The sequence below is a fragment of the Mesorhizobium sp. CAU 1741 genome, from assembly GCF_039839275.1.
Classification (GTDB): Bacteria; Pseudomonadota; Alphaproteobacteria; order Rhizobiales; family Rhizobiaceae; genus Aerobium.
This window is the reverse complement of the sequence record NZ_JBDOQP010000001.1, coordinates 1,091,619-1,115,761: the sequence shown is the minus strand read 5'-3', so window position 1 is coordinate 1,115,761 and position 24,143 is coordinate 1,091,619. Positions and strand designations below refer to the sequence as shown.

Below are 24,143 nucleotides of genomic sequence, written 5' to 3'. Positions count from 1 at the left end.
CCCGCGGATAACCCGCATTCCTTGCTCTCGAGCATCCCTGCCCGACACATTCACTTCGCGCTTGCCAGAAGCGCCTTTGCCTGACCGATCCAGTCGTCGCGGCCGATCCGCCCGGAAAAACCGAGATGATCGTCCAGCCAGGCAATGTCGTTTTCGCCCAAAGCCGCGATCTGGCGATAACTCCAGATACCCAGACCGTTGAGCACTTTCTCCAGCTTCGGTCCGACACCCGAGATCGCCTTGAGATCATCCTGCTCACCGGCAGGACTAGCCGGCGCAGGATCGACCGATCGCGTGGTCGTGGCAGCCTGTGCCTCGGGAACGGAACGCGAAACGACAAGCTTGAGTGCCACCGGAGCAGCGTTGGCAGGCTGGAAGGCCGGCTGCGCCGCGGCAAAGAGGCGCTGAGAGGCCTCCGCGGCACCCACCACTGCGCCGGCCCACAATCCGAGTGCGTGGCTTGCCAGACCGAAACCGATCGCCCCGGCGGCCGCAAGGCCCGCCACAGGGTGCGCAAGCAGGTTCACCGTGCTGGCAGCATCCTGCGGCACCACGGCGTCCTCGCCCTTGCTGATCCGTTCGCTCGTGCTCATCTCTGGCATCTTTCCGTTGGACGGCAGGCTGTCGCCGCGCCGCCCTGCGTCAGGCCTTTTCTCTCATTCCGCCGCGACCAGCGCCGGCTCGGCGCGATGGGCATTGCGGGTGAATTCGTCGATGCGCCGCTCGATCTCCGGGCGGAAATGCCGGATCAGCCCCTGGATGGGCCACGCAGCCGCATCGCCCAGCGCGCAGATCGTGTGGCCTTCCACCTGCTTGGTGACATCGAGCAGCATGTCGATCTCGCGCTTCTGCGCTTCGCCACGCACGAGCCTCTCCATCACCCGCCACATCCAGCCTGTCCCTTCGCGGCACGGCGTGCACTGGCCGCAGCTCTCGTGCTTGTAGAAATACGAAAGCCGCGCGATCGCCTTCACGATGTCGGTCGACTTGTCCATCACGATGACCGCCGCCGTGCCGAGGCCCGATTTCAGGTCACGCAATGCATCAAAATCCATCGGCGTATCGATGATCTGCTCGGCCGGCACCAGCGGCACCGAAGACCCGCCGGGGATCACCGCAAGCAGATTGTCCCAACCGCCCCGGATGCCGCCGCAATGGGTGTCGATCAGCTCGCGGAACGGAATCGACATCGCCTCCTCCACCGTGCACGGGTTGTTCACGTGGCCGGAGATGCAGAACAGCTTGGTGCCGACATTGTTGGGCCGCCCGAAGGACGAAAACCAGCCGGCGCCGCGGCGCAAGATGGTCGGCGCGACGGCGATCGATTCGACGTTGTTCACCGTCGTCGGGCAGCCATAGAGCCCGACATTGGCAGGGAATGGCGGCTTCAGGCGCGGCTGGCCCTTCTTGCCTTCGAGGCTTTCGAGCAGCGCGGTCTCTTCGCCGCAGATATAGGCGCCCGCGCCGTGATGGACGTAGACGTCGAAATCCCAGCCGTTCTTGTTGCCCTTGCCGAGCAGTCCGGCATCATAGGCTTCATCAATGGCCCGCTGCAGCGCCTCACGCTCGCGCATGAACTCGCCGCGCACATAGATGTAAGCCGCATGCGCACCCATCGCGAACCCAGCGATCAGGCATCCCTCGACCAGCGTGTGCGGATCGTGACGCAAGATTTCGCGGTCCTTGCAGGTACCCGGTTCCGACTCGTCGGCGTTGACGACGAGATAATGCGGCCGCCCGTCGCTTTCCTTCGGCATGAAGGACCACTTGAGCCCGGTCGGAAAGCCGGCGCCGCCGCGGCCACGCAGGCCGGACGCCTTCATCTCGTTGACGATCCAGTCTCGGCCCTTGGCGATCAGCCCTGCCGTGTCGTCCCAGTGGCCGCGACGCATCGCGCCCGCCAGCGACTTGTCGAAGCGGCCGTAGATGTTGGTGAAGATGCGATCCTTGTCCTGAAGCATCCCGATCTCCTAGCGCGGCTTCTTGCCGAAGACGCGGATGTATTCTGCTTCGCCGCCCTTGGCGAGCGCCTCGGCCTGCCTGACCCAGTCGTCGCGGTCGATGCGACCCCTGAACTTGAGGTATCTGTCGACCCAGTCGCGCTCCGCCTGGTTCCACGATGCAACCTGCGCATAGCTGTATATGCCCAGACCGTTAAGCACGCCTTCCAGCTTCGGGCCGACACCGGAAATCAGCTTCAGGTCGTCAGGCTGGTCAGGCTTCTCGACTCCGGCCGGGCGGTTCGCGTCGTCCAGCGACGGCTTTTCGGCCACTTCGGCAGCCGTGGCCTTTTCGGTCTCCGGCGCCTGGAATGCCTTCGCAGGAGCGGCATGCTTGTCTGGATGAACGCGCGGTTCGTCCGTCTTTTCGACGAACGGGTCGACCTTGTCGGCCGCCTGCTTGTCGCCCTGCGGCGCGGAAGCACTTGCCGCCTTTTCAACCGCCGGGTCCGCTTTCACCTTCGACGGAGACTTGATCGCCGGACTGGTCTCGATCGCATCCGTCTTTGGCTTGCCGGCCTGCGTCGGCGCGACTTCCGGTGCGGCGGGAGCCTTGGCGGCCCTGGCTGCCGCCTTCGTCTCCTTGTCGCGGGTCGTCTTGAGGACCGCCTTTTCGTCGGTGAGCGCCGTCAGGCCCGATTCGGGCGCCGAGAACGTACGTCCGTTTTGCGGGCCGGTGGGGACCGAATCGCCCCTGCCAGCCTCGAATTCATCGATGACTTCCGCCAGCCGTTCCGGCGTCAGGTCCTCATAGGCATCCTTGAAGATGATGACCATCGGCGCGTTCACGCATGCACCCTGGCACTCGACCTCTTCCCACGACAGCGTCCCGTTATCGTTGGTGTGGAACTGGTCGTGATGGATCTTCGAACGGCACACGTCCATCAGCGCTTCGGAGCCGCGCAGCATGCACGGTGTCGTTCCACAGACCTGGATATGGGCCTTGGTTCCGACCGGCTTGAGCTGGAACTGGGTGTAGAAGGTCGCGACTTCGAGCACGCGGATGTACGGCATGTCGAGCATGTCGGCGACGTGCTCAATGGCCGATTTCGTCACCCAGCCATCCTGTTCCTGCGCACGCATGAGCAGCGGAATCACGGCCGACTGCTCGCGTCCCTTGGGATACTTCTTGATGGTCTGCCGGGCCCATGCCGTATTCGCCTTGTTGAAGGCGAAGCTTGCTGGCTGGACGCTGGCTTCTGCGAGACGGCGAACGGACATTTAGCGATCGACCTCACCAAACACGATGTCGAGGGAGCCCAGGATGGCGGAGACGTCAGCCAGCATGTGCCCCTTGCAGAGGAAATCCATCGCCTGCAGATGCGCGAAACCGGGCGCGCGCAGCTTGCAGCGATAGGGCTTGTTGGTACCGTCGGAGACGAGATAGACGCCAAACTCGCCTTTCGGTGCCTCGACGGCGGCGTAGACCTCGCCGGCGGGCACGCGATAGCCCTCGGTATAGAGCTTGAAGTGATGGATCAGCGCTTCCATCGAACGCTTCATCGCCGCGCGCTTCGGCGGAACGATCTTGCCGTCGATGGACGAGACCGGCCCAACTCTCTCCTTGCCGAGCAGCAGATCGACGCACTGGCGCATGATGCGCGCCGACTGGCGCATCTCTTCCATGCGGATGAGATAGCGGTCGAAACAGTCGCCGTTCTTCCCGATCGGGATGTCGAAGTCCATTTCGGCATAGCACTCGTAGGGTTGCGACTTGCGCAGGTCCCAGGCCGCACCCGAACCGCGCACCATCACTCCCGAAAAGCCGAGCGCCCAGGCATCTTCGAGCGACACGACGGCGATATCGACGTTTCGCTGCTTGAAGATGCGGTTGCCCGTCAGCAGGTTGTCGAGATCATCGATCGTCTTGAGCAGCGGATCGAGCCAGTTGCCGATGTCCTCGACAAGTTCGTCCGGCAGGTCCTGGTGCACGCCGCCTGGACGAAAATAGGCCGCGTGCATCCGCGACCCGGAAGCGCGCTCGTAGAAGACCATCATCTTCTCGCGCTCGACGAACCCCCACAGCGGCGGCGTCAGTGCGCCGACGTCCATGGCCTGCGTCGTCACGTTGAGCATGTGCGACATCAGCCGCCCAAGCTCGCTGTAGAGCACCCGGATGATCTGGCCACGCCTCGGCACCTCGATGCCGAGCAGGCGCTCGACGGCAAGCGCGAAGGCATGCTCCTGGTTCATCGGCGCGCAATAGTCGAGCCGGTCGAGATACGGCACGGCCTGGAGATAGGTCTTGGTCTCCATCAGCTTTTCGGTGCCGCGATGCAGCAGGCCGATATGCGGATCCGCGCGATCGACGACCTCCCCGTCCAGCTCGAGCACCAGGCGCAGCACGCCGTGCGCCGCGGGATGCTGCGGGCCGAAGTTGATGTTGAAATTTCTGACGGATGTCTCAGCCATTGGACGCCTCAGTTCGGCTTGGCTTTCTCGTCGCCAGGCAGCACGTAGTCCGTGCCCTCCCAAGGCGACAGGAAGTCGAAATTCCGGAATTCCTGCTTCAATTCGACAGGCTCGTAGACGACTCGCTTGACCTCGTCGTCATAGCGCACTTCCACGAAGCCGGTGAGCGGAAAGTCCTTGCGTAGCGGATGCCCTTCGAAGCCGTAATCGGTCAGGATGCGGCGCAACTCCGGATGGCCGGAGAAAAGGATGCCGTAAAGGTCGTAGGCCTCGCGCTCGAACCAGTCCGCCCCCGAGTACACGGCGGTCGCGGACGGCACGGGCGTGTCCTCGTCCGTCTGTACCTTGATGCGCACCCGGAGGTTCTTCGTCGGCGACAGCAGATGGTAGACGACATCGAAGCGTTTCTCGCGCATCGGATAGTCGGCACCGCTGATGTCGATGAAGGATACGAACCGGCAGCGTGCATCGTCGCGCAGGAAGGTCAGCACCGGGACGATGTCATCACCGGCCACTTGGAGGGTCAACTCTCCGTAGGAGATCGTCGCGCTATTCACCGCCGCGCCGAGACGCTCGGTTATATGTCCGGCCAGATCGTTGAGGGCTTCGCTCATCACGACCTCCTAGCGCTCGATCGTGCCGGTGCGGCGGATCTTCTTCTGCAGGAGAAGAATGCCGTAGAGCAGCGCTTCCGCCGAAGGCGGACAACCGGGCACGTAGATATCCACCGGGACCACGCGGTCGCAGCCGCGCACCACCGAATAGGAATAGTGGTAATAGCCGCCGCCATTGGCGCACGAGCCCATCGAGATGACGTAGCGTGGCTCCGGCATCTGGTCGTAGACCTTGCGCAGGGCCGGCGCCATCTTGTTGGTCAGCGTTCCCGCCACGATCATCACGTCCGACTGCCGCGGTGAGGCGCGCGGAGCGATGCCGAAGCGCTCGCTGTCATAGCGCGGCATCGCTGAGTGGATCATCTCGACCGCGCAGCAGGCGAGGCCGAACGTCATGTACATCAGCGAACCCGTGCGTGCCCAGGTAATCAGCGCCTCCGACGAGGTGACCAGAAAACCCTTGTCGGAAAGCTCAGAATTGATCTCGCCGAAGAACGGATCGTCCGAACCGACCGGCTTGCCGGTGTTCGGGTCCACGATGCCCTTGGGCTTGGGCGCCACGAGGGTGGATGAGCCGTCGTTCAATCCCATTCCAGCGCTCCCTTCTTCCATTCGTAGATGAAGCCGATGGTCAGCACGCCGAGAAACACCATCATCGATCCGAACCCGAGCCAGCCGATCGCACCGAACGATACCGCCCAGGGGAACAGAAAGGCCACTTCAAGGTCGAAGATGATGAACAGGATCGCCACCAGGTAGAACCGGATGTCGAACTTCATGCGCGCGTCGTCGAAAGCGTTGAAGCCGCACTCGTAGGCCGAGAGCTTTTCCGGATCCGGATTGCGGTACGCGACGAGGAACGGCGCGACAATCAGCGCCAGCCCGACGACGAGTGCCACTCCAATGAAAATCACGATCGGCAGATATGAACTGAGAAGTTCGCTCATTGTCTTTTCCGTTGGCCGCCCCCGGCTGAGCCGTGGCCCCAGAGAGGAGGCGGAACCGCAACGATAACCCCGGTTGGGTCCGACGCGGCAAGGCTTGTTGCAACGCGGCGAGGGTTAGCGCAGGCGTCATTGCGAAGCAAGTCAAACATTGGCCGGATTTCCATGCGGCCACTGTCACAGGCGCCCGTTTGAGGCCGCCCTTCGAGGTTACGCTACGTCGCCCGCCGGGGCCGGCAACCCTTGCGCCTCAGGCATCTATCGGCAGGAAAAACGGCGCGCCCTCGAAGGCGTCCGCGCCCCGCCCGATCGACTCGATCGCCGCGACCATGCGGCCATTGCGACCGAGTATCGCATCGCCGTGACGCACGAGGCGGGCATTCGGCGTCGCCGAGGGGGACAATCGGCGAAGGGTACGGGCCAGTTCCGCCTCGTCCCGGCCCGGAGCAAGAGCGGCAGCGCAGATATAGGCGGCCGCAGTGGAGCGGCTGATGCCGGCAAAACAATGGATCACGAGCGGCGTCGTGCGATCCCATGCCCGCGCGAATTCCAGCATCGTCTCGACATGTTCCCGGCCCGGCAGAACCATTCCATCCTGCTCCTGGACGATGTCGTTCATCGAAAGGAACAGATGATTCGCCGGATCGATGGCAGCCGGCCGCTCGAACGGGGTCCCGGCCGTCAGCAACGTCACCAGACGGGAGCCACCAGACTGCTCCACGGCCTGAGCGACCTTGGTGATCGAACACACATGGATCATCGCTCCAGTCGTCACGCACCGATTCCCTTCGCCGCGTCAGTGCCGGCGTGCCTGGACCAGATAGCTCTCGATCGTGGTCTCACCAAGCCACTTCGCCGCCTCCAGTCGATGCAGCCCCTCAACGAGCACGAAGCGCTTGGCATCCTTGCGCACCTGAATGGGCGTCGTCATGCCCTTCTCCAGAATGTCTTCTGCCAGAAGCCTGACGGTTTCCGGATGCAGCGTCTTACGGCGCTCGGTCGGCACGTAGATATCGGCAATCGCGATCTTCTCTATCCTGAGCATCGGGTTCCTTCCGCTTCGCACGCGAAGGATATGCGCTCGATGCCAATCAAAACAAGAACCGAGTGATGCCGTGAGGCCTACGCTCAGAAGGCCCGTGGCGGCACGAACAGGCAAATCGTCTTGCCGTCATTCTTGCCTGCCACCGAGCACCAGTGAAACACGCCATCAGGCGACGGCTTCACCTTGCGTGACGTCATCGGGATGACTTCCCCTGTGACCTTGATGACATAGCCCTGGGGTCCCTCCACGACGTCCGCATCAGCGACCTCGCGGCAGTCGTAGTCCGAACAGCAGGCCAGCGGATAAGTCCAGCCGCTCGGAGCGTCATGGGCGGCAGCAGGAAGGACGCAAACACTCAGCATGGATACGGCGGCGCTGAGCCGCGGCATGGGCAGGCGGGAGACAAACATGGCTGTTCTCCTGAGGTTGGTCCTCCCAGGAGAAATGCTGCGCCCGCATGGTTAACGAAGGGTTAACGACAACTTAGCCGCCGAACATCCCTTATGGGCACGGGTTGCCGAAGCGCTGGTGAAGCGCGTCGACGGCGTTCTGCATCTCGGGGGTCCATGCGACATCGGCTGAGTCGAGCGCCAGCTTCAGTTGATCGATGCTCGTGGCGCCAATGATGTTGGAGGTGACGAACGAGCGATGCGTGACGAAAGCGTTGGCAAACAGGGCCGGCTCCAGGCCGAAGTCGCGCGCAAGCGTATTGTAGGCCTTGTGCGCCTCTGCAGCGCCCGGCGTCTCGTAGCGCTGGAGCCGATCGAACAACTGCTTGCGCGATCCTGTTGGCAGCGCGCCGTCGTCGTATTTCCCGGTCAGATAGCCTTGCGCCAGTGGCGAATACGCCAGAAGGCTGACCTCCTCACGGTCGCAGACTTCCGCGAGGTTCACTTCGAACGTGCGGTTGACGAGATTATAGGCGTTCTGCAGCGTTGCGACCCGTGGACCGACCCCCTTGTCGGCCTCGGCGACGAACTTCATCACGCCCCACGAACTCTCGTTGGACAGGCCCACATGCCGGATCTTGCCGGCCTTCACCAGATCGTCGAAGACCGCCAGGGTCTCGGCGATGGATGTCTCGTCCTCGGCACGCTTTGCCGGCCACTCGCCCACGCGAACGGGATTTGCACCCCACGGCACCAGCCGGTCGGGGAAATGCATCTGGTAGACGTCGACATAGTCGGTCTGGAGCCTGGCGAGCGACTTGTCGATCGCATCCGTGATGTCGGCCCGTACCAGCCTGGATGGGCGCCCTCCCCGGAACCATTCGTTCGCGGTGCGGCCGACGACCTTCGTGGCCAGCACGATCTTGTCGCGCGCCGCGCGGCTCTTCATCCAGGTGCCGATGGTCTGTTCCGTGCGGCCCTGGGTCTCCGCTTTCGGCGGTATGGGGTAGAGTTCCGCAGTGTCGATGAAGTTCACGCCGCGCTCCAGCGCCAGGTCGAGCTGTTCATGCCCTTCCTGCTCGGTGTTCTGTTCTCCGAAGGTCATGGTACCCAGGCAGATCCGGGAGACAAAAATATCGGTGCGGCCAAGCCTGCGCTTTTCCATGGAGATGCTCCGCTAGGGGGATTGGGCGCGTGGGCGCCTGAGGTGGGAGAAGACAGATTAGGCCAAAACAGGATGCCAGTGCAATTGCAGAAGGACCGCACATTGACATTGACGCCGCCATCGTCTTCCGCTCCGCTTGCGCGAAGACAAATGAGGTCAAGCATGCCCAAGACCGATATCGCCCGCAGGGTGTACAACCACACTTGGAAGCTCGATCCGATCGTGCGCAGCCTGCTCGACACCGATTTCTACAAGCTGCTCATGCTGCAGATGATCTGGGGGCTCTACCGCGACGTCGACGCGACCTTCTCGCTGATCAACAGGTCCAGGTCGGTGCGGCTGGCCGACGAGATAGACGAGCAGGAATTGCGCGCCCAACTGGACCATGCGCGCACGCTGCGTTTTTCCAAGAAGGAGATGATCTGGCTGGCCGGCAACAGCTTCTACGGCCGCAAGCAGATCTTCGAGCATGATTTCCTGGCCTGGCTGGAGAATTTCCGCCTGCCGGAATACGAACTGTCCAAGCGCGACGGCCAGTACGAGCTTCATTTCCATGGCCGCTGGCATGACACGACGATGTGGGAGATTCCTGCGCTGGCAATCATCAACGAACTGCGTTCGCGCTCCGCTCTCCGCAGCATGGGGCCGTTCGCTCTCGACGTGACCTATGCGCGGGCGAAAGCCAAGGTGTGGGAGAAGGTCGAGCGGCTGAAGAAGTATCCGGAACTGCGCATCTCCGATTTCGGCACCAGGCGCCGGCACTCCTTCCTGTGGCAACGCTGGTGCGTGGAAGCGCTGAAGGAAGGCATTGGAGAGGGCTTCACCGGCACGTCCAACGTCCTGCTCGCCATGGACACCGACCTGGAAGCCCTTGGCACCAACGCGCACGAACTGCCGATGGTGCTGGCCGCCCTCACCACCAACGAAGAAGAACTCAGGGCGTCACCCTACAAGGTGCTTCAGGCATGGCAGACCTATTATGGCGGAAATCTTCTGATCGTCCTGCCTGATGCGTTCGGCACGGCTTCCTTCCTGCGCGACGCACCCGATTGGGTAGCCGATTGGACCGGCTTCCGTCCGGACAGCGCGCCCGCCATCGAAGGCGGCGAACGCATCATACGCTGGTGGCAGGAACGCGGCCGCAATCCCGAGGACAAACTGCTCATCTTCTCGGATGGCCTCGACGTCGAAACGATCATCGAAGCCTATCAGCACTTTCGCGGCCGTGTGCGCATGGCGTTCGGCTGGGGCACCAACCTGACCAATGATTTCCAGGATTGCGCGCCGGCGCACAATGACGCGCTGCAGGCGATTTCGCTCGTCTGCAAGGTCACGAGCGCCAACGGTCGTCCGGCAGTGAAGCTTTCGGACAACCCCGAAAAAGCAACTGGCGACAGATCTGAAATAAACAAATATATCAAAATCTTCGGCGAAGAAGCTCGTGTAAGTCAGCCGGTTTTCGTTTAGCCGATGTGTAAGATGTGTGCACGTTTTGCGCATTTCGCCGCGCTGCACATTTCATGGCTTGCCAAGTCCAGAATCAGATGTTCAGATACATCCATAACAAGGGGAACGCGTCGCAACGACGACGCAAAGAGTATGGGGTGTTCCCATCGTTCAGGTGTTGGAAGTCTCCGATCTCAAGACCGTATTCCACACCCATGATGGTGTGATTCACGCGGTAAACGGGATCAGTTTCAGTCTCGACGAAGGCGAACTTCTTGCTGTCGTCGGTGAAAGCGGCTCCGGCAAGAGCGTTGCGATGATGTCGCTGATGCAGCTCCTGCCGATGCCTCCGGCTCGCATTGCCGATGGCCGGGTTCTGTTCCAGGATCAGGATCTCGTGAAGCTGACGGCTTCCGGGATACGCCATGTGCGCGGCGCCCAGATCGGCTTCGTGTTTCAGGATCCGATGACCTCGCTCAACCCGGTGTTCACCGTGGGCTACCAGATCATGGAGCCGTTGCGCGAGCACATGGGACTGAGCCGCAGGAACGCCCGGAAACGGGCGATCGAGTTGCTCGAACTCGTCGGCATACCGGCAGCATCCAATCGGATCGACGACTATCCTCACCAGTTCTCCGGCGGCATGCGCCAGCGCGTCGTGATCGCGATCGCACTGGCCTGCGATCCCAAGGTGCTGATCGCGGACGAACCGACGACGGCGCTCGACGTCACGGTCCAGGCCCAGATCCTCGAACTGGTGCGCGACCTTCGCCAGAAGCTTGGCATGGCGATCATCTGGATCACCCACGATCTGGGTGTCGCCGCCGGCATCGCCGACCGCGTCATCGTCATGTATGGCGGCCAGGTAGTCGAGCACGCGCTGGTCGGAGACCTGTTCGAAAACCCGCAACACCCCTATACGCGCGCACTGCTTGAGTCCCTTCCCGGACGCCACGCTCCGGGCGAGCGGCTGCGTTCCATCAACGGACAGCCGCCTCTCTTGCTGGCGGAACCGTCCTCATGCCCGTTCGCGCCACGCTGTACGCACGCGTTCGACCGTTGCCTGGCGCAAAACCCGCCCCTGATCGATCTCGGTGGACGTCACGACGTCGCTTGCTGGTGGAACCCTGAAACAAGGATGCCGCGCGATGTCGCTTGATATGACCGGGCAACAGGCGTCCGCGGTCGCCACACCTCCCCCTCCTCCTGCGCTCGTCACGGTCGAGAACCTAAAGATGCACTTTCCGGTTTATGGCGGCATGCTGCGCCGACGGATCGGCGCCGTGCGTGCGGTAGACGGCGTTTCGTTCGACATCAGGAAGGGCGAGACCCTTGGTCTCGTGGGCGAGAGCGGTTGCGGCAAGTCGACCACCGGACGCGCCCTGCTGAGACTGTATCGCGCGACCGGCGGCCGCATCCTGTTCGAGGGCAACGATATCGCGTCCATGGAAGGCGAGTCTTTGCGGCGCATGCGCCCGCGCATGCAAATGATTTTCCAGGATCCCCAGGCGTCGCTCAATCCGCGCATGACGGTCGGGGCCATCATTGGCGAGCCTTTGCTGGAACATGCCCAGCACAAGGGCCAGGCGCGGCGCGACCGGGTCCGCGAACTGCTCGATGCCGTTGGTCTCAATCCCGATTACATCAATCGCTACCCGCACGAGTTCTCCGGCGGTCAGCGCCAGCGCATCGGTATCGCCCGTGCCCTTGCACTGGACCCGGATTTCATCGTCTGCGACGAGCCGATCGCAGCGCTGGACGTCTCGATCCAGGCCCAGGTGGTCAATCTCCTGGAAGATCTGCAGAAAAAGCTCGGGCTGACGTATCTTTTCATCAGCCACGATCTGTCGATGGTCAAGCACATCGCTGACCGCGTCGCCGTGATGTATCTCGGCAAGATGGTCGAACTCACCGATGTCGGGACGCTCTTCCAGGCACCACGACATCCCTATACCAAGGCACTGCTGTCGGCGGTGCCGATGCCCGATCCCAAGATCGAGACCGACCGCCAGCGCATCATTCTCACCGGCGAGATTCCGGACCCGGCGAACCCGCCGCACGGCTGCCGCTTTTGCACACGCTGTCCGCAAGCACAGGAGCTCTGCTTCGTGGAGGAACCGCTTTGGCGCGACGTAGGAGACAATCACAAGGCAGCCTGTCACTTCGCCTGAGATGATGAAGCAGACAAGGAAGGTTGCAAGGAACCAGCAGGTAGTAAACGCGGGAAAGGAGGCCCGGTAAACTTATCTGAATCGATTTGCCAACACCGCATTCTTGTGCGGATATGAATGCACCGGATGTTGCAGTCGGCCAATGGGAGCGGCGGGCCGCAACAGGTGCTTCGATGGGAACAACAAGATCAAAGGGGAAGCTCAAATGAAGAAGTTCACGACAATCCTAACTGGAACGGCGGCAGCGCTGGCGTTCAGCGCGGCCGCCGCGCAGGCCGAGCGAGGCAGCGACGGCAATCTCAACATCCTGTACTGGCAGGCCGTTTCGATCCTCAATCCTTATCTTTCGGGCGGCACCAAGGACGTCGAAGGCTCGTCCGTCGTCATCGAGCCGCTGGCCAAATACGACGAGACCGGCACCATGGTCCCTGCGCTCGTCGATGAAATCCCGACGGTCGAAAACGGCGGCGTCTCGGAGGACCTGAAGTCGATCACCTGGAAGATTTCGGAAGGCCTGATGTGGTCCGACGGCACGCCCTTCACGGCGAACGACGTTAAGTTCACGGCCGACTACTGCATGGCGCCCGATGGCGGCTGCCAGCAGATCGCGAAGTTCCAAGACGTCGAGTCCGTCGAAGTCGTCGACGACTTGACCGTCAAGGTCAATTTCAGCGTCGCGAAGCCCTTCCCCTACACTGCATTCGTGGGGGCAGAGTCGCCGATTATCCAGAAGGCGCAGTTCGAAAACTGCATGGGCCCACGCGCGCCCGAATGCACCGAACAGAATTTCGGTCCGCACGGCACTGGCCCGTTCAAGGTCGCCGAGTTCCGCGCCAATGACGTCGTCACCTTCGAGGCGAACGAGCATTATCGCGATCCGGCAAAGCCCGCATTCGCGACCCTGACACTGAAGGGTGGCGGCGACGCTGCCTCTGCCGCGCGCTCGGTGCTTGAGACCGGCGAATTCGACTATGCCTGGAACCTGCAGGTCGAACCCGAAATCCTCGACCAGATGTCGGCCGCCGGACGCGGCAAGCTGGTGACGTCCTTCGGCACGTCGGTGGAACGCATCGAGGTCAACGCCTATGATCCTTCTCCCGACAAGGGAGACGCACGGTCCACAAAGGAAGCCGGGCCGCATCCGTTCCTCAGTGATCCGGCAGTACGAAGGGCGCTGTCCATCGCGATCGACCGGGACCTTCTCGTCGAGGCCGGCTACGGCGCCAGCGGTCAATCGACCTGCAATATCTTGCCCGCTCCGGAAAATTACGCATCGACCAACGTCGACTGGTGCCTGACCCAGGACATCGACGAAGCAAACCGTCTTCTCGATGAAGCCGGTTGGGAACGCGGTTCCGACGGCGTCCGCGCCAAGGATGGTGTTCGAATTTCCATCCTCTATCAGACGTCCACGAACTCGGTTCGGCAAGCGACACAGGCACTCGTAAAGGACATGTGGGAACAGATTGGCGTCGAGAGCGAGCTGCGCAACGTCGACGCTGCGGTGTTCTTCGGCGGAGATCCGGCCAGCCCGGACACGTTCCAGAAGTTCTATGCGGACGTTGAGATGTATACCAACAACTTCCCCGGCACCGACCCGCAGGGCTACATGGCAGGTTGGCTGTGCAGCGACATCCCGAGCCCCGAAAACGGCTGGCTCGGTGCAAACGTGCCGCGCTTCTGCTCCGAGGAGTATGATGCGCTCGTTGCCGAACTTTCAACGACTGCCGAACTGGAAGCACGCGGCGATATCGCCAAGCAGCTGAACGACATCCTTTCGAATGAAGGGGCTCTCATCCCGCTGATCCACCGCGGCGACGTGTCGGCCCATTCCGTCACCATCGACGGCGTGCGGATGAACTCGTGGGACTCGGAACTCTGGAACGTGGCCGACTGGACACGCTTGCAGTAACAGCCAGAACGTGACGTAGCCGGCTTCGCGTCCTGCGGAGCCGGTTGTCATCACAATGGCATCCCGTGCGACCAGCGCGCGGGCCGCGCCCGGAGCCCTTCGATGCTGAACTATACGCTTCGGCGACTGATGTTCGCTGTGCCGACACTGCTCGTCATCAGCTTCATCATCTTCGCCCTGCTCGACCTTGCGCCGAACGATCCGACCGGCAACCTGCCGCTGACGATTCCACCGGAGGTGCGCGAGCAGATCCGTCAGTCACTGGGTTTGGGCGAGCCATTCTACATCCGCTACATCTACTGGCTGAACCAGTTCTTCATCAACGAACCGCTCAACATCATCGAACGCCTGTTCGGCATCGAGATCGGCAACTCCGCCGAGCGCCTGCGAATCCGCTCCTGGGCGACCCGCAGCCCCGTCGTCGACCTGATTGCCGAGCGTCTCCCGCAAACGCTGCTTGTCGTCGGCATGTCCTATATCGTCGGGATCATGATCGCGCTTCCGGTCGGCATCATCTCCGCCTATCGCCAGTATTCGTGGTTCGACCAGATCGGCACCTTCGTCTCGATGATCGGCTTTTCCGTGCCGACCTTCTTTACCGGCGTGGTACTCATCGTCATCTTCAGCGTGCAACTTCAGTGGTTTCCGTCGATCTACGACACCACCCATGTCATCACGGACTGGTCAAGCTTCTGGGTCCAGGTCCGGCAGATGGTGCTGCCGGTGATGGTGCTGGCGCTCTACAATGCGGCACAGCTCAGCCGCTTCGTCCGCGCCTCGATGCTGGACAATCTCAACCAGGATTATGTGCGTACGGCTCGGGCCAAAGGCATGAAGGAGCGTGTGGTCGTCTTGATCCATGTGCTGCGCAACAGCCTCATCCCGGTCGTCACGGTGATTGCCCTGGGTATTCCGACTATTTTCTCCGGCGCCATCATCACCGAGCAGATTTTCCGCGTGAACGGCCTCGGACAGCTTCTCATCATAGCGATCCAGGGCGCCGACATACCGCTGGTTCAGACCCTGACCTTCATCTTTGCCGTCCTGATCGTGTTCTTCAACCTGATTGCCGATCTTCTCTACGGCATCCTCGACCCGAGAATTCGCTATGACTGACGCGGCCATGACTTCGACCGCGGGCACGACCAGCCCTGCCCCGGGACCGCAGCCAGAGACTGCCCGCAAGCAGCGCACTCTGATAGCCGACGTCTGGCGCCAGTTCCGCCAGCATCGCGGCGGCGTGATGGGCGCCATCATCTTCATCTCGATCATCCTTCTGGTGGTGTTCGGTCCCTACATCCACGGCGTCGACCCCGGCGCGCTGAATGTCCGTGCGCGCAACCAGGGAATCTCGTTCGCGCATCCGATGGGCACCGACAACCTGGGACGGGACATGTTCGCCCAGGTGCTTGCTGGTGGCAGGACGTCGCTGTCGGTGGGCGTCACCGCGATGCTGCTCTCTCTGTTCGTCGGAACCACGATCGGCATCATCGCCGGCTATTTCAAGCGTCTCGAAGGGCTGCTGATGCGGCTGACGGATCTGTTCCTCGCGCTGCCGCTGTTGCCCCTGCTGCTCGTCATCATCATGTTGTTTCGTGACACTCTACGCGCCGCCTTCGGGCCGGAGACCGGCATCTTCCTGCTGATTGTGTTCGTGATCGGCGTGACGAGCTGGATGCAGACGGCACGCATCGTGCGCGGCGCCGTGCTTTCGGTAAAGGAGCAGGAGTTCGTGCTCGCGGCCAAGTCTATCGGCACGCGCGAACGACGCATCGTCACCCGCCACATCCTGCCCAACGTCCTGTCGCCGATCATGGTCTCGGCGACGCTCGGCATTGCGACCGCAATCATTACGGAGTCCGCTCTATCATTCCTTGGCCTGGGTTTTCCGTCCGATTTTCCGACCTGGGGCCGCCTCCTCTACGACGGCGTCAACTTCATCCAGATCAATCCCTCGCGGGTCATCTGGCCAGGCCTGGCGATCTCGCTGACGGTGCTCAGCATCAATTATGTCGGCGACGGGCTGCGCGATGCGCTCGACCCCAGGATTCGCGGGAGGTAGGGCTACGGCGCGTCCCAGTCAGGCGAAAAGTCGTAATCGCAGATTCGCCGTCCTGCCTGGCGCAAAGACGAAATCTTCGCCATCTCGGGGGCACTGAGCGCAAAATCGAAGATATTCGCGTTTTCGCTCAGGCGCTCCGCGCGCGTGGTGCGCGGGATGGCCACCACGCCGTCCTGCTGCACATGCCAGCGCAGCACGATTTGCGCGGGCGTCTTGCCATGCGCATCGGCGGCATCGCGCACGGCCGCTTCTTCGAACAGCGGGCCGCCCCGATACAGCGGACAATAAGACACCATGGCCATGCCGGCGGAACGGCAGGCGGCGTGGACCTTCCGTTGGTCGAGATAGGGATGGTTCTCGACCTGGTTCGCTACGAGCGGCGCTTCCGAGGCCATGATCGCCTGCGACAGCAACCCGGTCGGGAAATTCGACACCCCGATATGGCGCGTGAGGCCGTCGGCACGCACCATGTTCAGCGCGGTGATCGTCTCCTCGAGCGGAATGTCGGCATTGGGCCAGTGAACAAGCAGCAGGTCGACCTGGTCGACGCCCAGCCGCGTCAGGCTCGCTTCCGCCGATCGCCGGAAGTCCTCGGCTGCAAGTTCGGTCCACCACACCTTGGTGGTCACGAAGACAGCATCGCGATCCACACCGGAGGCGCGCAGGCCTGCACCGACATCGGCCTCGTTGCCATAGCTGGCGGCCGTGTCGAGATGGCGGTAGCCGAGCGCCAGCGCCTGTTCGACGAGCGCCGAACAGTCTCGTCCTTTCAGCGTCCATGTACCGAGCCCGAGTGCCGGGATGGCAGCGCCGTTCGCTTCCACGCTGTGCATGGCAAACCCCTTTCCTGTTTGGCGTATCCCCCGCATCTTGTGCTATCGCATCGGCGGGCGGTGTTTGGAGTCGAGTAGAGGCAAACTAGTGCAGCGGTCCGCAAACGACAAACCCCGCCTGGAAACGATCGATTTCGCGCGCGGCATCGCGCTCGTGGCCATGGCGATCTATCATCTCGCCTGGGACCTGGAATTCTTCGGCTACGCCGACCCTGGAATGACGGCAACCGGGGGATGGCGCCTGTTCGCCCGGTCGATCGCGTCATCCTTCCTCTTCCTCGTCGGCGTGAGCCTGGTTCTCGCCCACGCACGCGGCGTGCGCTGGCGGCCGTTCCTCAAGCGACTGGCGATGGTAGCTCTTGCGGCCGGTGCGATTTCGCTCGTCACCTGGCTGGCGGTTCCCGGAGGCTTCATCTTCTTCGGCATCCTGCACCAGATCGCACTGGCCAGCCTGCTGGGCATGGCCTTCCTGCGTTTGCCCGTCTGGCTCGTGGTCTTGGCCGCAGTGGCCGTGATCGCCGCACCGCAATTTCTGCGTTCTGCGGTCTTCGACCATCCGGCGCTATGGTGGGTCGGATTGTCCAGCGCCAATCCACGATCGAACGACTACGTGCCGCTGTTTCCATGGTTCGGCGCCGTTCTGCTCGGCATGGCTGCCACGCGCGTTGCAGAGGCAAGGGGTTTGTTCGGGCGCCTGCGCCCCATCACCCTGCCCGCGGCGACGCGGCCAATCCAGGCAGCCGGCCGACACAGCCTGGCATTCTACCTTATCCACCAGCCGCTGCTCATCGCCAGCGTGTGGTTGTTCTCGCAGGTCTTTCCAGCGGCCGAGGTACCGCGCGACATCGAGTTTACCCGCGCCTGCACCGCTCAATGCGAACAGACGGAGGGCGCCGAATTCTGCTCGGTCTATTGCGTATGCGTGCTGGAAAAACTCGAAACCGAGAACCGCTTTGACGAAGTGTATGGCGGCGCGCCGTCTCCTCAGACATCGCAGCGCTTGCAGGAGATCGTGTCAGCGTGCAGTTTCGAGGCTGAGCCTTCGGGCGACGGGGAGGACATGCCATGACGACGCTGCAGGACCGGCCGAACACGCTGCCATGGCCACCGATCATCTATATAGCGGCCGTCGCGCTGGCCATTATCGCGCACTGGCTCGCACCCTTGCCCTGGCTGCCACTTCAGTTGGCCGAGTTCCTGTTCGCTGTCGGCTGGATCCTGGTGGCGGGCGCGCTGTTCATCGACATCTCGGCAATGCGCACGCTCGCGCGCGCCAAGACGACGATCATGCCGCATCACGCCAGCGACCATCTGGTTACGAACGGGCCGTTCTCCTTCAGCCGCAATCCGATCTATCTCGGCAACACCATGCTGATGATCGGCGTCGGGCTGATCGGCGGTATCTTGTGGTTTATCTTGCTCGCGCCGATCGCGGCATTCATCACCCAGAAGCTGGCGATAGAACGCGAGGAACGGCATCTGGAAATGCGCTTCGGCAAGAAATATCGCGACTACACCAAGAAGGTCCGTCGCTGGATCTGAACGATCCGGAAACGCTCAGGTGGTGACGCCGAGTTCGACGAGCCGCTCCACGCACGCCTCCTCAGCATTGTCGAGTTCGGCGAGCGTTTCTTCGAGGTCGCGGCGTTTCTGGCGCAGCTCCTCGCGTTTCTCCTCGATGCGCTTGATCATCAGCTTGAGCTGCCCCACCTCGCCGGGCGGCTCACGGTACATCTGTATGATCTCGCGGATCTCGTTGATGGAGAAGCCCAGACGCTTGCCACGCATGATCTGCTTGATGAGATGCCGGTCCGAGGGGCGGAACAGACGCGTGCGACCGCGCCGCACCGGCGCGATCAGTCCCTCATCCTCATAGAACCGCAACGTTCTGGTCGAGACATCGAACTCGCGGGTCAGTTCGGTGATCGTGTAGTATTCCCGCATGCGCGCGGCATCCTGTCATGAATCCGTTGCAGAATTTGCCACGGCATTTACGTAAAAGTCAATTCGCAAGCCTGTGTGCGGCAAACCGATGGCGCAAAGCGTGCAACACCGCGGTTCCGCAGGCGCCGCTACTGCACCCCAAACCACCAAGTTGCGAGGCCGAGAAAGGCGAAGAACCCAACCACATCGGTAATCGTGGTGACGAACACGGAGGACGCGACGGCGGGATCCGCGCCGAACCTGTCGAGCAGCAGTGGCACGAGGATGCCGGCAAGCGCAGCGACGAGCAGGTTCAGCACCATGGCGGTCGCGATGATGACTCCGAGGTCGACGTCGGAAAACCAGAAGCCGGCAACCAGCCCGATCAGCGTCGCGAAGATCGCGCCATTGAGCAGGCCCACGCCGATCTCGCGGCGGATGATGCGGCCGGCATTATAGATGTCGATGTCCTTTGTCGCGAGGGCGCGCACGGTGACCGTCATCGTCTGGGAACCGGCATTGCCGCCCATGCCGGCAACGATCGGCATCAGAATCGCGAGCGCCACAATCTGCTGGATGGTCGCATCGAACAGCCCGATTACGGACGCCGCGACAAACGCCATCACGAGATTGACCATCAGCCACGGCACGCGCGAGCGCGAAATCGCCAGGACCGTGTCGGAGAGCTCCTCGTCGCCGACGCCACCGAGGCGCATAAGATCTTCCTCGGCTTCTTCCTGGATGACGTCGACGACATCGTCGATGGTCAGGACGCCGACAAGCCGCTCGTTTTCATCCACCACCGCGGCGGACAGAAGATCGTACTGCTCGAAGACCTGCGCGGCCTCTTCCTGGTCCATCGTGGCCGGGATGGCATGGCGCGTCTCGTGCATGATCTCCTCGATGCGCACCGTACGCTTGGTGCGCAGGATGCGGTCGAGGTCGACGGCGCCGAGCAGACGGAAAGTTGGGTCGATGACGAAGATCTGGCTGAACGAATCCGGTAGGTTGCGGTCTTCGCGCATGTAGTCGATCGTCTGTCCCACGGTCCAGAACGGCGGCACCGCGACGAACTCCGTCTGCATGCGCCGGCCGGCTGTCTCCTCCGGGTAGTCGAGCGCCCGCCGCAGCCTGATGCGTTCGGTAAACGGAAGCTGGGCGAGAATCTCGTCGCGGTCTTCCTGGTCGAGGTCCTCGAGAATGTAGACGGCGTCATCCGAATCCAGTTCCTGCACCGCCTGCGCGATCTGCTCGTTCGGCAGGCTGTCGACGATGTCCATACGAATGGCATCGTCGACTTCGGTGAGAGCCGTGAAGTCGAAGTCGGCGCCCATCAGTTCGACGAGCGCGCGGCGCTGCTCGGGCATCAGCGCTTCGATGAGATCGCCGATCTCGGACTGGTGCAGCGACGCGACGTCCTGTTTGAGCGTCAGCGTATCGCGGTCTGCAATCGCAGCGCCGATATGCGCCAGGAACGACGCGCGCAGCACGCCATTCTCGTCGTAGATGTCGTCACCTGCCCCGCTACCGGCTTCCGCTTCGGGTGGCCGCTCATGTGGATTTTCCAACAACGCCTCCCGCCTTGGCTGTGTGAGTCATGTGTCGTCTAGCGTGCCACCGCGGCAAACACAAAACGATTTCGGCCGTTGGAGGCGCTGCAACATGAAACGCCCCACTCGCGACGCGGTTGCGGGACAATGTCGCCAAAGAAATCAAGTGCCGGCAAGCCCGGCCCGGAACCGCGCACCGTTGGCGACGTATATCTGCGCCGACATCTTGAGGCGCTCTACCGCGGCGTCGTCGAGCGTGCGCACGGCTTTCGCGGGCGCGCCCATGATCAGTGAGTTGTCGGGAAATTCCTTGCCCTCGGTGACGAGCGCGCCCGCGCCGACCAGGCTGTTCCTGCCGATACGCGCGCCATTGAGGATGATCGCCCCCATCCCGACCAGGCTGTTGTCGCCGATGCTGCAACCATGCAGGATCGCCCGGTGGCCGACAGTACAGCCGTCGCCGACCGTCAATGGAAAGCCTGGATCGGTGTGGAGCATCGAGTGCTCCTGTATGTTGGAGCGCGCGCCTATCGTGATCGTTTCGTTGTCTCCGCGCAGCACCGCGCCGAACCATATGCTCGCCTTGCTGCCAAGCCGGACTTTGCCGATGACGTTTGCATCCGGCGCGATCCAGTTGCTGGCCTCTTCGTCGAACTGCGGCTGGATTCCGTCGAGTGCATAGACCGGCATGATTCTCTCCTTGCATTTTCGGCACTCTAGAAGCTCGCGATCCGCTTCGATAGGACGCCGTTTACGCTCCGTTTACCATGATGGCGCCAGTGTCGGCCGGAACGGAACGGGTTGTCGAAGGATCGCAACGTGTACGCAGGAGCTGCTCAAGGCCCGGAGGCAACGGAACCCAGACCGATCCGCTCCGGATTCATGATCCGCGTGTTTATCGGCTTCGTCGTGCTGGCACTGTTGTCCGTCGGCGTCAGTCTGGTCGGCAAGTGGGCCGGAAAGACGATCGCCATGGCCGGACACACCGACGACCGCACGCTGCACGAGATCGTTATCGGCAACGACGTTCTCGTCGTGCCTGCCAACATGATCCGCTTCGAAGGCTCGCGTCGCGATGGCGTGGCGGCGCGGCTGGATGTCTATCTGCGGTGGCCGCAGATGGATGGCTACAGCGATGTCGCCCGCGACGACTTCAATCACCTCGACGATTCCCGCCGCATCCTTTTCCTCTCGTTCGAGGAGCGCATGATGTCGCGGGACATGAGCGGCCGCTACGAGCCGATCTATCGCGCACTCGTCGAGCCCAGCGGCCGAGTTGGCCCCGGCGGCTTGACGGCCTACCCGTTCACCACAGCGTCGGGGTATATGGATGAGGTGCTGATCGTCGGTGGGCAGGGCGAAATCTCGCCACCCTTCGTCGCACGATGCCTGGCCGGTGACCAATCAAAACAGTCGCTGGCGCCATGCGAGCGCGACCTTCACATCGGCGAGGGCCTAACCCTCACCTATCGCATGCCGGCCGAACTCGCGGGCTCCTGGCGCGACGTGGACGCCGCTGTCCGCGCCGTGGCGGAGAGCTTTCTGCAGACGGCGCGCTGAGACATTCAGTCCAGGTCGACGTCGAGGATCGCCATCGAGAAATTGTAGGACAGGTCGCCGTCGTCATCGTCCTTGAAGATGATGCCGAGGAATTCGTCGCCGAGATAGAGCTCGCACGAATCGTCTTTGCGCGGACGTGCCTTGACCTGCAGTTGCTGGTTCTGGAACGTGCGCTTGAAGTAGCTGTCGAGCTTCCTGATCTCTTCGGGTTTCAAACCTGTTCTCCGCTGGCGGTGTTGACGCTCGCGCTTCTGGCACGCGCTGCACGGCCATGTAAACCCCGCGCCGCCGGTTTCAAGGCATGCCTGCCGCTACGTCTCAGTCGCCGCCTGAAAGAAGCTGGTCCATCGCCCGCGAAGGTTCGTCGCACCCCGCTTCGCCGACGATGCGAGCCGGAACGCCGGCAACCGTCTTGTTGTTGGGCACGGAGCGAAGCACCACCGAGCCGGCCGCGACCTTCGAGCAGTGGCCGATCTCGATGTTGCCGAGAATCTTGGCCCCGGCTCCGATCAGCACGCCGTGGCGAATCTTCGGATGCCTGTCGCCGCCAGCCTTGCCAGTGCCACCGAGCGTGACCCCATGCAGCATGGAAACGTCGTCCTCGACCACCGCCGTTTCACCGACGACGAGACCCGTCGCATGGTCGATGAAGATGCCCTTGCCCATCTTCGATGCGGGATGGATGTCGGTCTGGAAAACGGCCGAGGAACGGCTCTGCAGGTAGAGCGCGAAATCCCGGCGCCCCGTGTTCCACAGCCAGTGGGCCAGCCGGTGGGTCTGGATGGCATGAAACCCCTTGAAGTACAGCACCGGCATCAGGAACCGGTCGCAGGCGGGGTCGCGGTCGTAATAGGCCTGGATGTCAACGCGCACCGCCGCGCTCCAGTCGGGCGTCTCGCGGACCATGGCGTGATAGGTCTGACGGATGAGATCGGCACCAAGATCAGGATGATCGAGGCGCTCTGACAGGCGGTGAACCACCGCCGCCTCCAAATTCTCGTGATTCAGTATGGTGGAGTAGAGGAAGGCCGCAAGCAGCGGGTCCTTTTCGACCGCCTCGGCGGCCTCGCGCCTGACTGAACTCCAGATCGGATCGATTGGCTGGATCGTTTCGGACCTGACTGCACTTGCGCTGCTCATCGTGGTCTCTCCTGTCAAACGTCTTGCCACGGCGTGGTGCGAACCATAATCCCTTTGGCATGTCAAATGAACCGCAATTTCCTTAACGCAGGTTCAAACGGATTGGTGTCACGCAAATGCAAGAAAACGCGCAATCAGGTTCCATACGCCTCACCGTAGAGGACAACGTCGCCACGATCGCCATCGACAGGCCGGAGCGCAAGAACGCCATGACCCAGGCGATGTGGCGCGAGTTGACCAGCCTGATGGGGCAACTGGCCGCGGACGCGACCGTTCGCGCCGTCGTGCTCACGGGCCAAGGGAACGATTTCTGCGCCGGCGCAGACATCGGCGAGTTCGACACCGTGCGCGGCAACGCGCACAGCGCCCGCCTTTACGAAGCGGAGAACTCGGCAGCTTTTTCGGCGATACGCAATTGTCCCGTGCCGACCATCGCAGCAATAAGGGGTATTTGCTTTGGCGGCGGCTTCGGCCTGGCGGCCGCATGCGATCTGCGTCTCGGTTCGGCCACCGCCCTGTTCTGCGTGCCGCCTGCCCGGCTCGGCCTTGCCTATCCGGTCGATGCGATGTCCGACATCGTGCACGCGGTAGGCCCGCAAATGGCACGCTATCTGTCCTATACGGCCGCCCGGATCGACGCAGACGCAGCGCTGGATGCGGGATTTCTGCTGGAGATCGTTGAACCAACCGGCCTGGAGCGGCGTGCGTCTGAACTGGCGGCAGCGATTGCCACAAACGCCCCCCTCTCGATCAAGGCCTCGAAGGCATCGATACGCGCCAGCCTGACGCAGACAAGGCAGGACATCGATACGGCGACGACGCTCGGAGACGCGACCTTCGAAAGCGCCGACTATGCGGAAGGTCGCGCTGCTTTTCGCGAAAAGAGGCCGGCAATCTTCACGGGCCGCTAGACCGCCATTGCTGCCACACTGCTGTCAGGATGCGATGGCCGCCGGGCTTGCCGTGAAGCGGCTTTT

The 24,143-nt window shown here is 62.4% G+C and carries 27 protein-coding genes; 10 read left to right on the top strand and 17 right to left on the bottom strand.

Annotation, left to right across the window (positions count from 1 at the left end; all coding sequences use genetic code 11):
• Positions 1–50: 50 nt before the first annotated feature.
• The 11 genes from AAFN84_RS05330 to AAFN84_RS05280 all read right to left on the bottom strand — a co-directional run bounded on the left by AAFN84_RS05330 (position 51) and on the right by AAFN84_RS05280 (position 8,569).
• Positions 51–593, bottom strand: a complete 543-nt coding sequence (locus AAFN84_RS05330; RefSeq protein ID WP_347513459.1) for an NADH-ubiquinone dehydrogenase — start codon at positions 591–593, stop codon at positions 51–53.
• A 63-nt stretch (positions 594–656) separates the two neighbouring features.
• Positions 657–1,961 (bottom strand): NADH-quinone oxidoreductase subunit NuoF, encoded by a 1,305-nt coding sequence (gene nuoF, locus AAFN84_RS05325; RefSeq protein WP_347513458.1) that lies wholly within the window; start codon positions 1,959–1,961, stop codon positions 657–659.
• Positions 1,962–1,970: 9 nt separating this feature from the next.
• Positions 1,971–3,221: an NADH-quinone oxidoreductase subunit E gene (locus AAFN84_RS05320; protein WP_347513457.1), complete on the bottom strand. Its 1,251-nt coding sequence runs from the start codon at positions 3,219–3,221 to the stop codon at positions 1,971–1,973.
• On the bottom strand, positions 3,222–4,412 hold the full coding sequence (locus AAFN84_RS05315) for an NADH-quinone oxidoreductase subunit D (RefSeq protein ID WP_347513456.1): 1,191 nt from the start codon (positions 4,410–4,412) through the stop codon (positions 3,222–3,224).
• A gap of 8 nt (positions 4,413–4,420) precedes the next feature.
• Positions 4,421–5,026 carry an NADH-quinone oxidoreductase subunit C gene (locus AAFN84_RS05310; protein ID WP_347513455.1) on the bottom strand — a complete coding sequence of 202 codons (606 nt, stop codon included), beginning with the start codon at positions 5,024–5,026 and terminating at the stop codon, positions 4,421–4,423.
• A 9-nt stretch (positions 5,027–5,035) separates the two neighbouring features.
• Positions 5,036–5,617 carry an NADH-quinone oxidoreductase subunit B gene (locus AAFN84_RS05305; RefSeq protein ID WP_347513454.1) on the bottom strand — a complete coding sequence of 194 codons (582 nt, stop codon included), beginning with the start codon at positions 5,615–5,617 and terminating at the stop codon, positions 5,036–5,038.
• Positions 5,608–5,973 (bottom strand): NADH-quinone oxidoreductase subunit A, encoded by a 366-nt coding sequence (locus tag AAFN84_RS05300; protein ID WP_347513453.1) that lies wholly within the window; start codon positions 5,971–5,973, stop codon positions 5,608–5,610. The genes AAFN84_RS05305 and AAFN84_RS05300 overlap by 10 nt, the downstream gene beginning before the upstream one ends.
• A 247-nt stretch (positions 5,974–6,220) precedes the next feature.
• Positions 6,221–6,730, bottom strand: a complete 510-nt coding sequence (locus AAFN84_RS05295; RefSeq protein ID WP_347513798.1) for a tyrosine phosphatase family protein — start codon at positions 6,728–6,730, stop codon at positions 6,221–6,223.
• Positions 6,731–6,766: 36 nt separating this feature from the next.
• A complete protein-coding gene (locus tag AAFN84_RS05290; RefSeq protein ID WP_347513452.1) occupies positions 6,767–7,015 on the bottom strand; it encodes a ParB N-terminal domain-containing protein in 249 nt (82 codons plus the stop codon).
• 83 nt (positions 7,016–7,098) lie between these two features.
• Positions 7,099–7,377: a hypothetical protein gene (locus tag AAFN84_RS05285; RefSeq protein WP_347513797.1), complete on the bottom strand. Its 279-nt coding sequence runs from the start codon at positions 7,375–7,377 to the stop codon at positions 7,099–7,101.
• Between the two features lie 139 nt (positions 7,378–7,516).
• The gene (locus AAFN84_RS05280; protein ID WP_347513451.1) at positions 7,517–8,569 is read right to left on the bottom strand and encodes an aldo/keto reductase; all 1,053 of its coding nucleotides are present in this window, start codon (positions 8,567–8,569) and stop codon (positions 7,517–7,519) included.
• 162 nt (positions 8,570–8,731) lie between these two features.
• Between AAFN84_RS05280 and pncB the strand changes: the two genes are divergently transcribed.
• The 6 genes from pncB to AAFN84_RS05250 all read left to right on the top strand — a co-directional run bounded on the left by pncB (position 8,732) and on the right by AAFN84_RS05250 (position 16,160).
• Positions 8,732–10,036 (top strand): nicotinate phosphoribosyltransferase, encoded by a 1,305-nt coding sequence (pncB, locus tag AAFN84_RS05275; RefSeq protein ID WP_347513450.1) that lies wholly within the window; start codon positions 8,732–8,734, stop codon positions 10,034–10,036.
• A gap of 154 nt (positions 10,037–10,190) precedes the next feature.
• Entirely contained in the window at positions 10,191–11,174 is a 984-nt protein-coding gene (locus AAFN84_RS05270) for an ABC transporter ATP-binding protein (RefSeq protein WP_347513449.1), read from the top strand.
• A 1-nt stretch (position 11,175) separates the two neighbouring features.
• Complete coding sequence (locus AAFN84_RS05265; RefSeq protein WP_347513796.1) at positions 11,176–12,186, top strand: oligopeptide/dipeptide ABC transporter ATP-binding protein; 1,011 nt, start codon at positions 11,176–11,178, stop codon at positions 12,184–12,186.
• Between the two features lie 205 nt (positions 12,187–12,391).
• Entirely contained in the window at positions 12,392–14,098 is a 1,707-nt protein-coding gene (locus AAFN84_RS05260; protein WP_347513448.1) for a peptide ABC transporter substrate-binding protein, read from the top strand.
• A gap of 102 nt (positions 14,099–14,200) precedes the next feature.
• On the top strand, positions 14,201–15,214 hold the full coding sequence (locus AAFN84_RS05255) for an ABC transporter permease (RefSeq protein ID WP_347513447.1): 1,014 nt from the start codon (positions 14,201–14,203) through the stop codon (positions 15,212–15,214).
• 7 nt (positions 15,215–15,221) lie between these two features.
• On the top strand, positions 15,222–16,160 hold the full coding sequence (locus tag AAFN84_RS05250) for an ABC transporter permease (protein WP_347513446.1): 939 nt from the start codon (positions 15,222–15,224) through the stop codon (positions 16,158–16,160).
• A 2-nt stretch (positions 16,161–16,162) separates the two neighbouring features.
• On the opposite strand, the gene AAFN84_RS05245 is transcribed toward AAFN84_RS05250, so the two are convergent.
• Positions 16,163–16,993 carry an aldo/keto reductase gene (locus AAFN84_RS05245; RefSeq protein WP_347513445.1) on the bottom strand — a complete coding sequence of 277 codons (831 nt, stop codon included), beginning with the start codon at positions 16,991–16,993 and terminating at the stop codon, positions 16,163–16,165.
• 88 nt (positions 16,994–17,081) lie between these two features.
• On the opposite strand from AAFN84_RS05245, the gene AAFN84_RS05240 reads away from it, so the two are divergent.
• Together AAFN84_RS05240 and AAFN84_RS05235 are read left to right on the top strand one after the other, a co-directional pair.
• The gene (locus AAFN84_RS05240) at positions 17,082–18,062 is read left to right on the top strand and encodes a DUF1624 domain-containing protein (protein ID WP_347513444.1); all 981 of its coding nucleotides are present in this window, start codon (positions 17,082–17,084) and stop codon (positions 18,060–18,062) included.
• Positions 18,059–18,535: an isoprenylcysteine carboxylmethyltransferase family protein gene (locus tag AAFN84_RS05235; protein WP_347513443.1), complete on the top strand. Its 477-nt coding sequence runs from the start codon at positions 18,059–18,061 to the stop codon at positions 18,533–18,535. The genes AAFN84_RS05240 and AAFN84_RS05235 overlap by 4 nt, the downstream gene beginning before the upstream one ends.
• Before the next feature lie 15 nt (positions 18,536–18,550).
• On the opposite strand, the gene AAFN84_RS05230 is transcribed toward AAFN84_RS05235, so the two are convergent.
• The 3 genes from AAFN84_RS05230 to AAFN84_RS05220 all read right to left on the bottom strand — a co-directional run bounded on the left by AAFN84_RS05230 (position 18,551) and on the right by AAFN84_RS05220 (position 21,156).
• Positions 18,551–18,937 (bottom strand): MerR family DNA-binding transcriptional regulator, encoded by a 387-nt coding sequence (locus AAFN84_RS05230; protein ID WP_347513442.1) that lies wholly within the window; start codon positions 18,935–18,937, stop codon positions 18,551–18,553.
• A gap of 128 nt (positions 18,938–19,065) precedes the next feature.
• Complete coding sequence (gene mgtE, locus AAFN84_RS05225) at positions 19,066–20,484, bottom strand: magnesium transporter (RefSeq protein WP_347513441.1); 1,419 nt, start codon at positions 20,482–20,484, stop codon at positions 19,066–19,068.
• A gap of 144 nt (positions 20,485–20,628) precedes the next feature.
• A complete protein-coding gene (locus AAFN84_RS05220; protein WP_347513440.1) occupies positions 20,629–21,156 on the bottom strand; it encodes a gamma carbonic anhydrase family protein in 528 nt (175 codons plus the stop codon).
• Between the two features lie 192 nt (positions 21,157–21,348).
• Between AAFN84_RS05220 and AAFN84_RS05215 the strand changes: the two genes are divergently transcribed.
• Positions 21,349–22,026, top strand: a complete 678-nt coding sequence (locus AAFN84_RS05215) for a hypothetical protein (protein ID WP_347513439.1) — start codon at positions 21,349–21,351, stop codon at positions 22,024–22,026.
• A 5-nt stretch (positions 22,027–22,031) separates the two neighbouring features.
• Here AAFN84_RS05215 and AAFN84_RS05210 read toward each other — a convergent pair whose 3' ends face one another.
• A complete protein-coding gene (locus tag AAFN84_RS05210; protein WP_347513438.1) occupies positions 22,032–22,241 on the bottom strand; it encodes a DUF3126 family protein in 210 nt (69 codons plus the stop codon).
• A gap of 103 nt (positions 22,242–22,344) precedes the next feature.
• Positions 22,345–23,166, bottom strand: a complete 822-nt coding sequence (cysE, locus tag AAFN84_RS05205; RefSeq protein ID WP_347513437.1) for a serine O-acetyltransferase — start codon at positions 23,164–23,166, stop codon at positions 22,345–22,347.
• A gap of 116 nt (positions 23,167–23,282) precedes the next feature.
• On the opposite strand from cysE, the gene AAFN84_RS05200 reads away from it, so the two are divergent.
• Positions 23,283–24,077 (top strand): enoyl-CoA hydratase-related protein, encoded by a 795-nt coding sequence (locus AAFN84_RS05200; RefSeq protein WP_347513436.1) that lies wholly within the window; start codon positions 23,283–23,285, stop codon positions 24,075–24,077.
• The last annotated feature ends 66 nt before the right edge of the window (positions 24,078–24,143 follow it).

Coding starts and splice junctions, on each gene's coding strand:
- AAFN84_RS05200 (WP_347513436.1), top strand. CDS start 23,283: ATGCAAGAAAACGCGCAATCAGGTTCCATACGCCTCACCGTAGAGGAC.
- AAFN84_RS05295 (WP_347513798.1), bottom strand. CDS start 6,730: ATGATCCATGTGTGTTCGATCACCAAGGTCGCTCAGGCCGTGGAGCAG.
- pncB (WP_347513450.1), top strand. CDS start 8,732: ATGCCCAAGACCGATATCGCCCGCAGGGTGTACAACCACACTTGGAAG.
- AAFN84_RS05260 (WP_347513448.1), top strand. CDS start 12,392: ATGAAGAAGTTCACGACAATCCTAACTGGAACGGCGGCAGCGCTGGCG.
- nuoF (WP_347513458.1), bottom strand. CDS start 1,961: ATGCTTCAGGACAAGGATCGCATCTTCACCAACATCTACGGCCGCTTC.
- AAFN84_RS05220 (WP_347513440.1), bottom strand. CDS start 21,156: ATGCCGGTCTATGCACTCGACGGAATCCAGCCGCAGTTCGACGAAGAG.
- AAFN84_RS05265 (WP_347513796.1), top strand. CDS start 11,176: ATGACCGGGCAACAGGCGTCCGCGGTCGCCACACCTCCCCCTCCTCCT.
- AAFN84_RS05230 (WP_347513442.1), bottom strand. CDS start 18,937: ATGCGGGAATACTACACGATCACCGAACTGACCCGCGAGTTCGATGTC.
- AAFN84_RS05330 (WP_347513459.1), bottom strand. CDS start 593: ATGAGCACGAGCGAACGGATCAGCAAGGGCGAGGACGCCGTGGTGCCG.
- AAFN84_RS05305 (WP_347513454.1), bottom strand. CDS start 5,617: ATGGGATTGAACGACGGCTCATCCACCCTCGTGGCGCCCAAGCCCAAG.
- AAFN84_RS05290 (WP_347513452.1), bottom strand. CDS start 7,015: ATGCTCAGGATAGAGAAGATCGCGATTGCCGATATCTACGTGCCGACC.
- AAFN84_RS05300 (WP_347513453.1), bottom strand. CDS start 5,973: ATGAGCGAACTTCTCAGTTCATATCTGCCGATCGTGATTTTCATTGGA.
- AAFN84_RS05320 (WP_347513457.1), bottom strand. CDS start 3,221: ATGTCCGTTCGCCGTCTCGCAGAAGCCAGCGTCCAGCCAGCAAGCTTC.
- AAFN84_RS05255 (WP_347513447.1), top strand. CDS start 14,201: ATGCTGAACTATACGCTTCGGCGACTGATGTTCGCTGTGCCGACACTG.
- cysE (WP_347513437.1), bottom strand. CDS start 23,166: ATGAGCAGCGCAAGTGCAGTCAGGTCCGAAACGATCCAGCCAATCGAT.
- AAFN84_RS05315 (WP_347513456.1), bottom strand. CDS start 4,412: ATGGCTGAGACATCCGTCAGAAATTTCAACATCAACTTCGGCCCGCAG.
- AAFN84_RS05310 (WP_347513455.1), bottom strand. CDS start 5,026: ATGAGCGAAGCCCTCAACGATCTGGCCGGACATATAACCGAGCGTCTC.
- AAFN84_RS05245 (WP_347513445.1), bottom strand. CDS start 16,993: ATGCACAGCGTGGAAGCGAACGGCGCTGCCATCCCGGCACTCGGGCTC.
- AAFN84_RS05215 (WP_347513439.1), top strand. CDS start 21,349: ATGATCCGCGTGTTTATCGGCTTCGTCGTGCTGGCACTGTTGTCCGTC.
- AAFN84_RS05235 (WP_347513443.1), top strand. CDS start 18,059: ATGACGACGCTGCAGGACCGGCCGAACACGCTGCCATGGCCACCGATC.
- AAFN84_RS05285 (WP_347513797.1), bottom strand. CDS start 7,377: ATGCTGAGTGTTTGCGTCCTTCCTGCTGCCGCCCATGACGCTCCGAGC.
- AAFN84_RS05280 (WP_347513451.1), bottom strand. CDS start 8,569: ATGGAAAAGCGCAGGCTTGGCCGCACCGATATTTTTGTCTCCCGGATC.
- AAFN84_RS05250 (WP_347513446.1), top strand. CDS start 15,222: ATGACTTCGACCGCGGGCACGACCAGCCCTGCCCCGGGACCGCAGCCA.